A 15,089-nucleotide genomic window follows, 5' to 3' on the forward strand; every position below is an offset into this window, starting at 1 on the left:
TAGAATTTATTTCAAAAAGTAAGTTCTGAAATAATAGTATAAAAAAAAGCTGTCTAAAAAGTTTTTATTTCGTCAAGCTGAACTTGCTTCAGCTTCTAATTGATTCGGATTTCAATTAGTTGAGATCCTGAAATAAATCCAGGATGACGTCTTTCTAACTTTTTAGACAGCCTCGTGCAGTAAACTATTTCTTTTGTTTTTTCTGTTGTTCTTCAGCCTGTTCCATCATTTCCTGGAACTTTTTTGTAAACCTGTTCTGTTTCTTAGGCTTCTTTTTGTTTTCCTGAATTTTAGCATGAATCTTATCCTCATCGATAATCGCATATTTTATCACCAACATGATACCTATGGTAATCAGGTTAGAAGTGAAATAGTAAAGCGATAATCCACTGGCGTAGTTGTTGAAGAAAATCAACATTATAAGCGGTGAAAGATACATTAAGAACTTCATATTAGGCATTCCAGGTTGTTGATTAGCCTGCATGCTTTGCCCGGTGGTCATCATCATATAAATGAATATCGCCACGGAAGCTAATATTGGGAACAGACTCACATGGTCTCCATAAAATGGAATGTGGAACGGCAATTCAGCAACCACATCATAACTGGAAAGATCATCTGCCCAAAGGAAACTTTTTTGTCTTAGCTGAAAAGCACTTGGGAAAAACTGAAATAAGGCATAGAAAACAGGAATCTGCATTAGTGCCGGCAAACATCCGCTCATAGGGCTGGCTCCCGCCTTACTATAAAGCTTCATTGTTTCCTGCTGCTTTTTCATCGCATTGTCCTTATACTTCTCATTAAGCTCATTGATCTCTGGTCTTAGGATCTTCATCTTCGCCTGGGAGAGATAAGATTTATAAGTAACTGGAGAAAGTACAATTCTCACTACAATGGTCATTGCGATAATTGCTAGTCCGTAGCTTGGAAGTACTCCGGCAAGAAATGCAAAGAATGGAATGAAAAGATATTTATTGATCCATCCAAAAATTCCCCATCCTAAGGGGATAATTTCATCAAGGTTACGATCGTAATCATTCAGGATCTTATAATCTGAAGGACCGTAGTACCAATTCATACTATAGTTTAATTCCCCTGCTTTCAATTCTAAAGGAATAGTTGATGCGAATGTTTTGGTAAATACAGTGTCTACTTCTTCATCTTCCACCAGATCTACTACTTCGAAACTACTGGTCTTGAAGGGATTATCGGTTAAAAGAATAGAAGAGAAAAAGTGTTGTCTATAGGCGATATAACTAACATCCTCATCTTCATCCTCGCCGTTGGTCACACTATCATCATCACCGCCATCATATTCATAGATAAGGTCGGTGTATCTATTTTCATAGGAGATACTTTTTGCGTGACGATATCCCTTAAGTTTCCAGTCCAGAGTAGGGGTGTTGCCAGAATTTAAAACACCGGTTAATCCCTGGGAACGTATGCTGAAATCCAGCATATATTCTCCCGGACGCATGGCATAGCGATATTCCAGATATTCATCTTCTGAAACCTTTAATTTCATCGAGAGGATCTGGTTGCCATTATGTTCAGTAAGTTCCGGTTCAAAGAATAAATTTTCAGTATTTAAAGACCTACCATCGGTAGTGCTGAAGTTCATGTTAAAAGATGCATTTCCATCTTTAATTAGGTAAACCGGAATGGAATCGAAAGTCTTGAAATTCTTTAGGCGTGCTTCTTCTATATAACCACCTTTGTTGGCAATCTTTAATTCCAACACATCATTAGAAATGGTGGTGGTTCCTCCCTTGGCTGAAGAAAGAGTTTCTGAATAACCAAATGCCCCTAATCGTCGTTGAGCATCTACAAGCGCCGTAGAATCATTAGCGGTACTTTTTTGTGGTGCTTCTGAAGTTTGCTGATTTTCAGAAGGCGTTGTTTCAACCTGTTCAGTAGTAATATTATCTTCTGTTGGAGTTTCTTCAGGCGTATTATTGTAGAGCATCCATAAAAGAATCCCTCCAATAAGAATAAATCCAATGATAGATTGAATATCTATTTTCTTTTCTTCCATTATTTAGTTTTGCTTAATCTTCCATGGTCAAAAAAATGACCAATTTTATTTCTGTGCCATCTTGGCATTTTTCTGTTTTATGGAATGTTCGTGTGCAGCTTTCACAAAAGAAACAAAAAGAGGATGTGGGCTGGCCACAGTACTCTTATATTCCGGGTGATATTGAACCCCTACAAACCATGGGTGGTCTTTTAACTCAATGATCTCTACCAGTCCGGTTTCAGGATTAATCCCGGTACTTTTCATTCCGGCATTTTCCAATTGCTCTTTATATTTATTATTGTATTCGTAGCGATGGCGATGACGTTCCTTTATCTTATCCTGCCCATATACCTTTTGGATAATAGAATCATCAACTAATTCGCAATCCCAGGCACCAAGACGCATGGTCCCACCTTTATGGGTTACTTCCTTTTGTGCCTCCATCAGGTCTATCACCGGATGTTTGGTTTCCGAATCCATTTCAGTAGAATTAGCTCCTTTTAACTGAAGTACATTACGAGCAAATTCTATTACCGCCATTTGCATTCCCAGACATATTCCTAAAAATGGTAAATCGTTTTCACGAGCGTATCGAACCGCATCGATCTTTCCTTCAATTCCTCTTTCGCCGAATCCGGGTGCTACAAGTACTCCGTCAAGATGGCTTATTTTATTATGAATAGTACTGTCATTAATAAATTCTGAATGGATATATTCCACATTTACAGATACTTCATTCTCTGCGCCGGCATGGATAAAAGATTCGAGGATAGATTTATAGGAATCCTGAAGTTCTACGTATTTTCCAATCAATCCAATATGAACTTCAGCTTTCGGGTTTTTATGTCTTTGCAAAAACTGGTTCCATCGGTCTAAATTTGGCGTGGACTCGTCTGGAAGTGCCAGTTTTTTAAGAGTAACCGTATCCAGTCCTTCCTTAAGCATCATATTAGGGACATCATAGATAGTAGGAGCATCGATACTTTGGATTACTGCTTCCTGCCTTACATTACAGAATATGGCCAGTTTTCTGCGAATATCATCAGAGAGTTCATGTTCTGTACGGCAAACCAGGATATCTGCTTTAATCCCGCTTTCCATCAGCGTTTTCACACTGTGCTGGGTAGGCTTTGTTTTTAATTCACCTGCTGCGGAAAGATAGGGTACCAGCGTAAGATGAATTACAAGTGCATTATCATCACCTAACTCCCATTTTAACTGTCTTACCGCTTCAATATACGGCAGGGATTCAATATCCCCTACGGTTCCACCAATTTCTGTAATTACGATATCGTAATCTCCATTTTTTCCAAGAATCTGAATTCTTTCCTTGATTTCATTGGTAATATGAGGTACCACCTGTACGGTTTTTCCAAGGAATTCACCGCGGCGTTCTTTTTCAATGACGCTTTGATAAATTCTTCCGGTGGTGACGTTATTTGCCTGCGAGGTATTCACGTTTAAAAAACGCTCATAATGACCAAGATCAAGATCGGTTTCAGCGCCATCTTCGGTAACATAACATTCTCCGTGTTCGTAGGGATTTAGGGTTCCCGGATCTACGTTGATGTATGGATCCAGTTTCTGAATAGTAGCTTTAAATCCCCTTGCCTGCAATAATTTTGCTAAGGAAGCGGCAATAATCCCTTTTCCGAGGGAAGATGATACACCTCCTGTAACAAATATATACTTGGTATCGGCCATTTTTCTTGTTTGTTGCGTTGTTTATTCAGGGCGCTAAATTACAAAGAAGAATAGAAAAAGACACTAAATTGGAAAGCTATTATTAAGAGCTTTTTAACAGGCTGTCTTTACTGAAATTACGGCTTTGGATACCTTTTTCTTATCTGCCGCAGCAAACCTTCAAGACTATTAATCTTTAGTTCAAAAACCTGTTGCATTTGATCTCCGAGTTTTCCCGGGGGAAAACCTTTCTGCCTGAACCAGACATAATAAGGTTCTGGAATATCTGAAAGATAATAATCTTTATACTTGCCGAAGTGCATTTTAGCGTAGGCAAGTTCTAATAATTTTTGAGGATCTGGAGCCGGCAACTACGAAGCTTTTAAATAATCTGAAAGTTCAGAAAACTTCTTTTTATTCATGGGCTTGGTCATGTATTTTACCACACAGGGGTATTCTTTTGCCCTCGCCTGGTCTATTTTGCTGGTGCTGGAAGTTAGAATGATGATACGATGAGAAATATCTTTCTCCTTCATAGCATCTAAAAATTCCCATCCGTTCATTTTCGGCATATTAAGATCCAGAAAAATCAATGCATCTTTATCTATGGCAACAGATTGAAAGGCCTTTTCAGGATCTGTATAATCTTCTACACTGCCCTTGAAACCTTCAAGTTCCAGCAATTTTTTGGTGATGAAATTTGCGATAGGCTGATCGTCTACCAAATAAATTTTACTCATTAATCTGTAGCCTTTAATTGTATCAATTCTTTGGAGGCCATTTCTACGACTTCTTTTAATATATCGTCCATTTCCTCAACCGTAGTTTCAAGTTTAGGAATAAGATCCTCTCTGCAAGCGGTATCATCCATAAATTCAAATAATTGTATGATTCCCTGAATCCTGGATAAGGGCTCCCTTATATTGTGGGAATTTAGAGCCAGAATATGTAGCAATTTTTTATTCTTTTGAACAATCTCATTGGTTCTCTCCTGAATAATTTGCTTTTGGTTCTCTACTATATTTTCAATTTCCTTATTCTTTTTCTTAATGGTATCGTAAGCTTCAGAAAGATTTTTATTCTGAATAGAAAGTTGTCTTTTCAGATATATTTCACTGAATTTAGCCTGAACACAATCCACCATTAATTTCAGGATTTCCACATCTCCAACCGAAAATGATTTTTCCTGGTCTGCGAGCAAAGATACTAATACTTTTCTTTCATTTTTATCAAAACACCAGCCCCAAAGCACAGGATCTAATAAGGGAGTAATATCAACTTTATTTCTGATTAATTTATCTGGAATTTCATTGGTAATAAGTGGGATCCCTTTTTCCAGTAATTCTTTTTCGAAAGGAAAGAGAGAAGAGTTCTCTTTTAGATCTACCCAAACTTCATTCCCGAACAATTCAAAGAAAAAGAACCGGTCACCCTGGTGTATGGTCATTCTTATAATCCTGAAATTTATCAGATATTTTAGGTGGGTCCTACATACATCAGAGACCTCTTCAAGATTTACGCAACGATTTATATCATTGGCAAATTTTGAATAGGCTTCGTAGGTAATTCTATAAAGCTGGGAAGTATTTTGGGTGATATTGCTCATGGATACTGATAACGAAGCCTTTATTGCGGAGTTTCGAGCAATTCATTATCTATTTTAATCCCTGAAACATCAGAAATAGTATTTAACATATTCACGAGGTCTGCCTGCGCCATTAATTCCTGAATTTCTTTTTGGGAAAAACCAGCCTCTTCCAGTTGGTTGAAATCTTCATCTGAAACTTCAGAAGGATTTAAAGCTGCTTTACTAACTACTTGAACAGCCGTTCTATAGCTTAGCGGCATCGTTGGGGAACTCAAATGTTTTGTGGCAACAAAACCTTCTTCTTCTGAGATCATGGTACTCATGCTATCAGCAAAAATTCCATGAGCGTGAGTACAATAATGACATCCTCTTTCTTTGGAAACATTATATATAATAAGCTGTTTAAGAACATTTGGTACCTGGCCTTCCATTAAGGTATTTTTTAATTTGCTCCAGTTTCCTTTAAGTAGAAGTTCGTTGTCTCCCTGACATTTAAACCAGTTCAGAACGAATGGAAGTTGAAGTGTTTTCTTGGTGTCATCGTAAATTTCCTGTACACCTGGAGAAGCCTGTTCATAGGAAACCATTTTAAATCTAGCCTGAGTTTTGGGTAAAGTTTGAGCCATAAGAATTTGTAGGATTATATTGGTGTAATAGCTTTAATTTGTAAATATTACAGTTAAATTTTGTATTTCATCGGTTCTAACTGATTTTTAACAGTTTTTAAATTTTTTCCCAATCCAAATAAACAAGTTTGTACGGCTAATATTACTTATTGGTTCTCGTTAAATATTTGGTAATCTTTAGAAGGTGATTAATGTTATTTTTAGCTTTAAAGTTTCCAAAAAAAATACGACACATGGCAGTTTTCGGTTCTATTATAAAAAGTCTTATAGACCTCAAAGAAACTTTTACAAATGAAGGGGAAGCAGAGAAAAATCAGGAAGAGGTATTGCGCGGATTATTAACAAAGGCGAAAAATACTTCCTTTGGTAAATATTATAAGTTTGAAGAGATCTTAGAATCTGAGAATATCCAGAAAGAATTTTCCGAAAGGGTTCCTTATTTTGATTATAACAAAATAGATAAAGAGTGGTGGCATAAATATCATGAAGGAGAAGAGAGTGTAACCTGGCCGGGAAAACCTCCTTATTTTGCCATTAGTTCAGGAACTACCGGGAAAAGTAGTAAAAGAATTCCCGTTACCGATGAAATGCTTGAATCTATTCGCAGTGCTGGTATTAAGCAGGTTAGTGCGCTTAGTAATTTCGATCTTCCCCCAGATTTTTTTGAAAAAGAGATCATGATGTTGGGCAGCTCGACAGATCTTCATAAAGAGGGAGATCATGAGGAAGGTGAGATTAGTGGTATTAGCGCGAGCAATATTCCGTTTTGGTTCAGAGGATATTACAAACCCGGCGAAGAGATCTCTAAAATCGATGAATGGGATGAAAGAGTTCAGAAAATTGCTGAAAATGCAAAAGACTGGGATATAGGTGCTTTAAGCGGCATTCCTTCCTGGATGGAACTTATGCTGAAAAAGGTTATAGAATATTATAAAGTAGCGAATATACACGAAATATGGCCAAACCTTCAGGTGTATGCGTCCGGTGGGGTAGCTTTTGAACCTTACGAAAAAAGCTTTGAGGCACTTTGGGGGAAACCTGTACAGGTGATAGATACCTATCTGGCTTCCGAAGGATTCCTGGCTATACAAAACAGGCCAGATACCCGTTCCATGAAACTGATCCTCGACAATGGTGTATATTTTGAATTCGTGCCCTTTAAACCTGATTATATCAACCAGGATGGTTCCATAACAGCAGATGCCCCTGTAATCTCCTTGGCCGATGTCGAGGAGGAAAAAGATTATGTGCTTCTAATTTCAACGGTGAGTGGTGCCTGGAGATATTTAATAGGAGATACTGTTAAATTCACCGACAAAGCAAAACATGAGATAAGGATCACGGGCAGAACGAAATTCTTTCTGAATGTAGTAGGCTCACAACTTTCAGTAAATAAAATGAACGATGCTGTTCAGGAACTGGAGAACCAGTTCGATATTAAAATACCTGAATTTGTAGTGGCAGCAAAGCGTGCAGAAGATGGCGAATATTATCATTTCTGGTATCTGGGAACTGAAGATAAAGCAGATGATGAAAAACTGGCAGAAGCTTTGGACCAGGCTTTAAAAGATGCTAATAAGAATTATAAAGTAGCCAGAGGAAAAGCTTTAAAAGGTGTCAAACTAACCACGATAGATCCTAATTTGTTCCATGAATGGAATGCCCGTAATAAAAAGAAAGGCGGACAGGTTAAAATGGAAAAAGTAATGAATGAAGAAAAACTCGAAAACTGGCAGCAATTTTTAAAAGATGAAGGAGCATTAAGTTAATCTGTCTCTTCGTGAATTTCTTCAATTAAAACCATTATTTCTTCCTGGGACAGGTACAGATCCTGAATCCTGTCTTTATAATTTTCAGAAAGTTTCGAATGGTTCAATATGAAATCTTTTGTAGCTATGATATGTTGTCCTAAGCCATGATTTACCGCATAGGTATCTGCAGCTCTTTCTGCTTCTCTAATGTAATTTTTCGAGGTGATGTATTTAACGCCAAACCACAGCATTTCCGCAGCTGATCTATCCCGGTAATCCATTATATGCCCCAGTTCATGACCTATCCAGCCAATTAAAACATCTGATGGTACCGTGGTAACATCAAATTTTTCACCTTCAATAGAAAATTCTTCATTTATGAATATAAAATAACTTCGATTTTTCCGGTTTTTCAGTAAGCTACTCACCTTAGGCTGTGCCTGCATAAAAGACTTTTTGATATTCTTTTTAAACCTAATTTCAATAGGGGTATCTTTTAACTCAGGGTAATGAGAAAGAGCAACATAAGCCTCTCTCCAAATAATATCAGGTACAATTTTATTTGTAAATTTTAAACTGTCTTTTTGTTTCATGGTGGATTGCTGGGCATGACAAACCGGAAGAATACTTACAAAAATAAATAATAGAACTGTTCTTTTTAAAATGCTTGTCATATTAGATTATTAGGCTTAAAGTACAACAAAATTGATGCCTTGAATATTTTCTAGTTTTAAAAAAGACTTAAAATATAATTTTGATAAAAGGCATAAAAAAAGCAGGTAGTTAAACCTGCTTTTAAAAAAAATAGTATTTTCAAAAATTTAGCTCTGCATGATCTTCTGAAGTCTCTGTTGTAATTCAGCATCAGTCTGCAGTGCCATTGCGAGCTGTTGGTATCTTTCCATACTAAGATCACTTTCGGTGATTACCGCCTGCATTTTCTTTTGAAATTTAGGTTGCATCGCTTCAAGTTCGCCTACAACAGCCTCATATTTCTTATCTTCTTCTTTTGTAGTTTCAATTTCTTTTTCAGGATTCATTTTAGCCTGGTGGATCTCATTAAATCTTTGGAGCTCAAAATCCTCATTTTCAACTACTGCCATCATTTCTTTCTGAACTTCCTGGTTCATCATTCTCATTCTCTGAAAAACTTCAGCAAATTGAGCGAGTTCAGCGTCACTTACTTCTATTTTCTCCTGCTGTTGTGTCATAGGAGTAGATTGTGCCATTACAGAGGCAGATCCTATGGCTAGTACAAATAACAGGCTACTAAAAAACTTCTTCATTTTCTTTATTTTATGATTTCACTTTTAAAAGTGCGAAAACTATGCCTATAATTATAAAATTCCAAAGCTTTAAGAAAACGAAATATTTTATTAGGAAATACTTAACATTTATTTATTCACTTATTAGTCTATAAATTAAGATTGCGGTTCTTTTAGTCAATGCTTCAAAAGTATTTAGGTTCACTGTTTCTTGCGGCGTATGGGCACCGGAGCCCATGGTTCCCAGACCATCAAGCCCGTCTACGTATCCAGCGATGAAAGAGATATCGGCAGCACCTCTTTTTGCAGGGTCATAGGCTTTTACCTCTCCCTGGTTCAGGTCCTTACTAACTTTATTTAATTTTTCAAGAAGCGCATAGTTCCCTTTTGTTGGTCCCATGGCCGGATAGCTATCTGTAAAGCTTATACTGGCATCTGTTTTGGGATGGTGTTTTTCTACAATTTCTCTCATTTTCCCTCTTGCGTTTTCTTTTTGTTCTTCTGAAATAAACCTCAAACCACCTTCCACCATTGCTGTTTGAGCAACAACATTTGTTTTTCCAAAGGCAGTTCCTTTACTTTTGTTATCGTCATACTCCACAAAAGTGCCGCCCAGAATTAGACCAGGATTAAAAGTTAAAAATTCTTCTCCCTTTATATCGGTATAGAATTGGTGAAGAATGCGGCATAATTCAAAAATGGCTCCGGCTCCTGTATTTTCAGAAAAAACACCAGAGGAATGAGCCCGTTTGCCAGATGTTTCCACTTTCCATCCGGACGAGCCTCTTCGTGCAACAGTGGCATAATTAAAACCGGTAGAAGTTTCAAAACCTAAGGCCATATCGCTTCTTTTTGCAGCTTCAATCAGGTCGCTTCTGCTTATGGAAAGAGGCTTGCCAGTTCTTTCTTCGTCACCGGTTAGAGCAACGATGACCTGGGCATTTTTAAGAAGATTATTTTCGGCCAGAGCTTTGAGGGCATATAAAATAATGACATTTCCCCCTTTCATATCATTTCCGCCGGGAGCATGTGCTATACTGTCATTTATTTTCTTAAAGCTCTGGAAGGGACTATCTTCCTCGAAAACAGTATCGAGATGGCCAATTAAGAGGATCTTTTTTCCTTTTTCACCTTCAGTTTCAGCAAAAAGGTGGCCAGCCCTGTTCATTTCTTCAGGCATTTCTATCCATCTAGCTTCCATCCCAACATCTTCGAAAGCATCTTTAAAAACCATTCCTGTTTTCTTTACTCCCGTAAGATTAAGAGTGCCACTGTTAATATTTACTACCTTTTCTAAAAAATTGATGGCTTCTTCATTATTAGCCTCAACAGACTCGATAATCTTTTCTTCAGTTCTTGATAGTTTCTGTGCATATGTACTGGTGAAGAACAAAAAGAATATTAGCTGAGCCAGAAAAATTTTTACCGCGGATATTTTCATCACATTTTTAATTATTTAGTAGTATCAGGAATTGGTGGAGGTCCAGAAGGAATTATAGCCTTATATTCAGCATTTCCTTTCCTTTCTTTATATTCCTTTGTTACCTTATTTATTAGTTCAGGATTTTTAAAAAGATCAAGCATAGTCATGCTCATAGCCTTCGAAGCATATATCATTCCTTTGTGACCAATGCTCATCCCGCCACACGCTACTACTGCCCAGGAATGCCAGGGGGTATCTTTGGGAGCCGTGGTAACGCTTAAATTAATATTGGGTACATTCCAGCTCACGTCCCCAACATCTGTAGAACCACCTCCCGGATGATCTTTCGTATCCTCCAGAGCGGTTATTTCAGCATCCATTCCAAGCATCTCCTTTTCAGTAGCTTTTTGAATTTGTTTTCCAAACTCCTGTTCTTCCCGGGTATATTCTATTGGGCCGAGTAACTCCAGATTCTTCTGCATAATTTTTCCGCCTTCGCGATTAACTAAGGTTTCATAAATACCGGAAATCAAAGAAACCTTATAATCTACATCTGCCATTATTGCGGCACCTTCAGCCATTTTTTGTAAGTGTTCATATACCGGCATGAGTCCTTCCCTTTTTGTATCTCTAACTCTCATCCACAGTCTGGAATAATCCGGTACCACATTTACTACCTGGCCCCCATCCTGAATATGATAATGCATTCTCACAGTAGGTTTTACGTGTTCACGTAAATAATTTACACCTGTTGTGTAAAGTTCGAGCGCGTCTGAAGCACTCTTACCATTCCATGGGTCGGCAGAGGCATGTGCAGCCTGGCCGAAGAATTCGATTTTAAAGTCAACAAGCGCAAGTGAGCTTTGCACATCAGCTTTTGTCTCTGCACCGGGATGCCAGCTTATATTCACATCTACATCATCCCATATTCCTGCATTCACCATCCAGATCTTTCCGAAGAATTTTTCTTCACTGGGAGTTCCTATAAACTTCACAGTTCCTTTTATATCACCATTTTTTATCTTTTCCTTTATCGCAATTGCCGCTGCAAGACTACCAACTCCAAACAGGTTATGACCACATCCATGGCCCGCAGCACCCTCGTTGAGAGGTTCTTTGTCTGGTTGGGCCTTTTGTGAGATTCCTGGTAACGCATCAAATTCTCCCAATACGCTTATAACCGGGGAACCACTTCCGTAAGTAGCTACAAAGGCTGTTGGAATTTCAGCCACTCCACGCTCCACACGAAAACCTTCTTTTTCGGCAAAATCTGCCAGTAATTCTGCCGATTTGTGTTCTTCGAAAGCAGTTTCGGCCAGAGCCCATATTTTATCGCTTAATTCGGTTAGTTCCTGCTTTTTAGTTTCAATCGTGTTTATAAGATCTTTTTTATCTTTTGAGATTTGCTGTTGGGCAATTCCGAAGCTTGAGGTAAGAAGGAAGCTTAGAAATAAGAATTTTTTCATTTATATTTTGGTTTGAGTTAGCTTCTAATTTAGGAAAAAAACACTCAAATTCTTTTGATTAATCAGGATCTTCAATTTTTGGACTCGTTTTTTTTATTTCTGAAAAATCCAAATAAACCTAATGCCGGTCCTATTCCCAGGAGTACGTAAAGATATTCATGGCTAATTTCTCCGGCGAAAATATTTAATAATTGAATGCTCACAATGGTAATGGCAAATCCAATACTGTTTACGATCGTTAAAGCAGTTCCGCGGGATTCAGCCGGAGCATTCTGCGCTACGAGTGTAGAAAATAACGGGGAATCTGCTACCACTACCAGCCCCCAGAACATTAAAAAACCAATCAATAAATTTTCAGAATCCAAAAAAATTATTAGTGGAGAAATTAAGCAGCAAAGCCCGGAAAGTGACAATGCAATGATGGCTGTTCTTTTAGTTCCTAAATTTTGTGAAATATATCCGCCGGCAACACACGCAAGTCCCCCGAGGCCAATGACTAAAAAAGATATAAGGGGAACACTGTATTCTGCTTCAGGATGAAGGCTTTTATAAAAACTTAGGATCACAGGAGTAAATGCCCAGAAAGCGTAGAGTTCCCACATATGGCCAAAATAGCCGAATGCAGCGGCACGAAATTTTATATTCTTAAAAACCTTGTACGCCGTGCTCAAATCAGGTTTGTTACGTCTGAAGCGATGTGGGCCGTCTGGAATGAAAACAAAAATTAAGACACCTCCCAAAACTGCTAACAAAGAGGTAAATAGGATTACCGATTTCCATGCTATTTGAACATTTTCAGTAATATCTTTTAATAAGTGGGGGAAAGCAGTTCCGACCACCAGTGCGCCAACTAAAAACCCCAGCGATTTCCCGAGGCCCTTTTCGAAATAATCTGAAGCTATTTTCATGCCTACAGGGTAGATTCCCGCGAGTGAAAAGCCGGTAAGAAACCTAAAGGCTAAAAGGCTGTAAAGTGAATTATCTTTCAGGATAATACCAAGGTTAAAAAAAGCACCAAAAAAAGCGCAAATAAAGAAAACTTTTGAAGGAGAGAATCGGTCTGAAATTGTAAGAAAAGCAAAACTTAAAGTGCCCAGAATAAAACCAAATTGAACTGCAGAAGTTAAATCTCCCAGGGCTTCTGACTGGAGATTAAAATCCAGAACCAGGTCACTCATAACTGCATTACCAGCAAACCATAGTGAAGTACAGCAAAACTGGGCAAAAACAATAACAGGCAATATCCGGGAAGGTACTTTCAATTAGTTAAAGTTTTTCTGAATATTACCTGTTTCATTTTCTTTAGCTAAATCGCTAAATTAATTTTTTAGTGCTTTTTCAGGCATGGTTACGTCTTCATTTTTAAGATATTTATCAAGAAATATCCGAATTTGCCTATATCCTTTGATTTCGTTTTCCTTTTTTATAAAACCGTGACCTTCATCGGGGAAAATCATATATTCCACCGGTACGTTATTTGCTTTTACAGCCTCCACAATTTCATCAGACTCTACCTGGAGCACACGGGGATCATTGGCGCCCTGTAAAACCATGATAGGGTTTTTTACATTTTCAGCATGAAATAATGGGGAGATCTTTTTCAATCTAATAGAATCACTGGTGTTTGGATCTCCCAATTCTTCGTACAGGGCATTTTTAAAAGCCTCCCAATAAGGCGGAATAGACCTTAAAGTCCGCAACCAATTGGTAACTCCAAAAATATTTACCCCTACTTCAAATTCTTCTGGTTCAAAGGTCATCGCGGCCATCGTCATATACCCGCCGTAACTACCTCCAATAATTCCTATCTGATCTTTATTGATATAATCCTGCGATGTAAGCCATTTTTTTCCGTAGATGACATCCTGAAGGTCTTTTTCGCCATGGTTCTTATCGTCCATTTTGTAAAAACTCGCGCCATAACCACTACTGCCGCGGTTGTTCACTGCGAGCACGGCATAACCATGATTAACGAGATACTGAATTAGTGCCGAATAGCCTACCCGGGACTGCCCACCAGGTCCGCCATGTACCCAAACCAGTGCTGGCACTTTATTATTTTCAGAAGCATTTATAGGTTTGTAATAAATAGCCGGAATTTCCAATCCGTCAAAAGATTCGTATCTCACCACTTCTGCTGAAACCAGGTCATGTGGATCAATTTCAGGATTTAGCGTGTTGGTTAATTTTTTAAGTTTTTTGCTCTTTAGTTTGTATACATAAATATTATTGGGTGTTTTTGAGGTTCCTACGGTAAGTCTAAGAAGATCTTCACTTTCAGAGAAACCGGCTGACACTATATTACCATCTTTAATGTCTGGTAATTCCATAGGTTCTCTTGTAGCGTTTTCCCACATAATAAGTTTGTTTGTCCCATCCTCATTGATGGCAATTACCCTATAGGTGTCATTTTCACTAAGACTACTATACATCACATCCCAGTTGGTCTCATAGAGTACTTCAGATTTGTTTGATCCTATTTCGAAAGACATCAACCGGCTGAATTCCCCTCCCTGGTTTGTGGTATAATAGAGTTCTGTTTCATCTTGATTGAATCCAGTTGGACTATAGCTGAATCCAGGTTCTGAAATTTCCTTCATTGCATCATTATCACGATTCAGCAAAAAAAGTTTATTTTCACTGGTGGAGATTGATTTTGTTAAGGCCAGGTATTTTCCAGATTCTGAGATTCCAGCCACCGTATAGCCTTCATTATTTTTATACAGTAGTTCCGGTTCCCAGGTTCCGACTTTCATTCTGTAGAGATCGAAAAATTGAGGATTTCTTTTGTTTGAGAGGTAATACATATACTGATTATCTTTGCTCCATCCTGCAAAACTGGCTTTCTCATTTTCCCCGGGAGTTAGGTCTTTTGAAGTTCCGTCAGGTTTATATATATAAAGATGATCAATTTCATTACCTCCTTTGTCTGCAGAATACAGGATATCATCGCTTCCCGGAACATAATCCACGGCGAAGTATGATTCTTTTTCAGAATTGGTTACCGCTGTTTGAGTACCATCTTCAATATTGATCTCATAAAGGTTAAAGATGCCAGATTTATCACTGCTGATAAGCAATTTTGTTTCATCATCAGAGAAACTTCCTCCTCCAATACGTGTATTTTCATAGAATTGCTCTATGCTATACTCTTTGGGCTTTTCCTGATCCTGTGCATACAGACCTGCTACCAGGAGAAAAAGTAAAAAATTAATTTTTTTCATGTTTTTGTCTTTTTGGTTGGAACTGGTTTTCTAGATTGAAAACCAG

General features: G+C 38.0%; 13 protein-coding genes. 1 reads left to right on the top strand and 12 read right to left on the bottom strand.

Features of this window, described 5'->3' with window-relative positions; genetic code table 11:
* Nucleotides 1-184: 184 nt before the first annotated feature.
* The 6 genes from yidC to Q1K34_RS03505 all read right to left on the bottom strand — a co-directional run bounded on the left by yidC (nt 185) and on the right by Q1K34_RS03505 (nt 5,914).
* Entirely contained in the window at nt 185-2,035 is a 1,851-nt protein-coding gene (yidC, locus tag Q1K34_RS03480) for a membrane protein insertase YidC (RefSeq protein ID WP_300434559.1), read from the bottom strand.
* A 45-nt stretch (nt 2,036-2,080) separates the two neighbouring features.
* Entirely contained in the window at nt 2,081-3,721 is a 1,641-nt protein-coding gene (locus Q1K34_RS03485; protein ID WP_300434562.1) for a CTP synthase, read from the bottom strand.
* A 116-nt stretch (nt 3,722-3,837) separates the two neighbouring features.
* Nucleotides 3,838-4,071, bottom strand: a complete 234-nt coding sequence (locus Q1K34_RS03490; protein WP_300434566.1) for a DUF3820 family protein — start codon at nt 4,069-4,071, stop codon at nt 3,838-3,840.
* Nucleotides 4,072-4,440, bottom strand: coding sequence for a response regulator (locus tag Q1K34_RS03495; RefSeq protein ID WP_300434568.1), 369 nt, complete (start codon nt 4,438-4,440; stop codon nt 4,072-4,074).
* Nucleotides 4,440-5,306, bottom strand: a complete 867-nt coding sequence (locus Q1K34_RS03500; RefSeq protein ID WP_300434571.1) for a histidine kinase — start codon at nt 5,304-5,306, stop codon at nt 4,440-4,442. The genes Q1K34_RS03495 and Q1K34_RS03500 overlap by 1 nt, the downstream gene beginning before the upstream one ends.
* Nucleotides 5,307-5,326: 20 nt before the next feature.
* Nucleotides 5,327-5,914 (bottom strand): carboxymuconolactone decarboxylase family protein, encoded by a 588-nt coding sequence (locus tag Q1K34_RS03505; RefSeq protein WP_300434574.1) that lies wholly within the window; start codon nt 5,912-5,914, stop codon nt 5,327-5,329.
* Between the two features lie 233 nt (nt 5,915-6,147).
* Between Q1K34_RS03505 and Q1K34_RS03510 the strand changes: the two genes are divergently transcribed.
* Nucleotides 6,148-7,683 (top strand): GH3 auxin-responsive promoter family protein, encoded by a 1,536-nt coding sequence (locus tag Q1K34_RS03510; protein WP_300434576.1) that lies wholly within the window; start codon nt 6,148-6,150, stop codon nt 7,681-7,683.
* Here the strand turns inward: Q1K34_RS03510 and Q1K34_RS03515 are convergent.
* The 6 genes from Q1K34_RS03515 to Q1K34_RS03540 form a co-directional block, all read right to left on the bottom strand.
* Nucleotides 7,680-8,339: a hypothetical protein gene (locus Q1K34_RS03515; RefSeq protein ID WP_300434579.1), complete on the bottom strand. Its 660-nt coding sequence runs from the start codon at nt 8,337-8,339 to the stop codon at nt 7,680-7,682. The two genes, Q1K34_RS03510 and Q1K34_RS03515, sit on opposite strands and share 4 nt — an antisense overlap.
* Nucleotides 8,340-8,486: 147 nt before the next feature.
* Entirely contained in the window at nt 8,487-8,951 is a 465-nt protein-coding gene (locus Q1K34_RS03520) for a DUF4168 domain-containing protein (RefSeq protein WP_300434582.1), read from the bottom strand.
* Between the two features lie 112 nt (nt 8,952-9,063).
* Nucleotides 9,064-10,371: a M20/M25/M40 family metallo-hydrolase gene (locus Q1K34_RS03525; protein WP_300434854.1), complete on the bottom strand. Its 1,308-nt coding sequence runs from the start codon at nt 10,369-10,371 to the stop codon at nt 9,064-9,066.
* Nucleotides 10,372-10,382: 11 nt separating this feature from the next.
* On the bottom strand, nt 10,383-11,819 hold the full coding sequence (locus tag Q1K34_RS03530) for an amidohydrolase (RefSeq protein ID WP_300434585.1): 1,437 nt from the start codon (nt 11,817-11,819) through the stop codon (nt 10,383-10,385).
* Nucleotides 11,820-11,890: 71 nt separating this feature from the next.
* The gene (locus Q1K34_RS03535) at nt 11,891-13,081 is read right to left on the bottom strand and encodes an MFS transporter (protein WP_300434588.1); all 1,191 of its coding nucleotides are present in this window, start codon (nt 13,079-13,081) and stop codon (nt 11,891-11,893) included.
* 57 nt (nt 13,082-13,138) lie between these two features.
* Nucleotides 13,139-15,043 (bottom strand): alpha/beta fold hydrolase, encoded by a 1,905-nt coding sequence (locus tag Q1K34_RS03540; protein WP_300434591.1) that lies wholly within the window; start codon nt 15,041-15,043, stop codon nt 13,139-13,141.
* Nucleotides 15,044-15,089 lie beyond the last annotated feature (46 nt).

It is taken from the genome of Christiangramia sp. (assembly GCF_029937855.1).
GTDB lineage: Bacteria > Bacteroidota > Bacteroidia > Flavobacteriales > Flavobacteriaceae > Christiangramia.

Coding starts and splice junctions, on each gene's coding strand:
- yidC (WP_300434559.1), bottom strand. CDS start 2,035: ATGGAAGAAAAGAAAATAGATATTCAATCTATCATTGGATTTATTCTT.
- Q1K34_RS03485 (WP_300434562.1), bottom strand. CDS start 3,721: ATGGCCGATACCAAGTATATATTTGTTACAGGAGGTGTATCATCTTCC.
- Q1K34_RS03495 (WP_300434568.1), bottom strand. CDS start 4,440: ATGAGTAAAATTTATTTGGTAGACGATCAGCCTATCGCAAATTTCATC.
- Q1K34_RS03500 (WP_300434571.1), bottom strand. CDS start 5,306: ATGAGCAATATCACCCAAAATACTTCCCAGCTTTATAGAATTACCTAC.
- Q1K34_RS03505 (WP_300434574.1), bottom strand. CDS start 5,914: ATGGCTCAAACTTTACCCAAAACTCAGGCTAGATTTAAAATGGTTTCC.
- Q1K34_RS03510 (WP_300434576.1), top strand. CDS start 6,148: ATGGCAGTTTTCGGTTCTATTATAAAAAGTCTTATAGACCTCAAAGAA.
- Q1K34_RS03515 (WP_300434579.1), bottom strand. CDS start 8,339: ATGACAAGCATTTTAAAAAGAACAGTTCTATTATTTATTTTTGTAAGT.
- Q1K34_RS03520 (WP_300434582.1), bottom strand. CDS start 8,951: ATGAAGAAGTTTTTTAGTAGCCTGTTATTTGTACTAGCCATAGGATCT.
- Q1K34_RS03525 (WP_300434854.1), bottom strand. CDS start 10,371: ATGAAAATATCCGCGGTAAAAATTTTTCTGGCTCAGCTAATATTCTTT.
- Q1K34_RS03530 (WP_300434585.1), bottom strand. CDS start 11,819: ATGAAAAAATTCTTATTTCTAAGCTTCCTTCTTACCTCAAGCTTCGGA.
- Q1K34_RS03540 (WP_300434591.1), bottom strand. CDS start 15,043: ATGAAAAAAATTAATTTTTTACTTTTTCTCCTGGTAGCAGGTCTGTAT.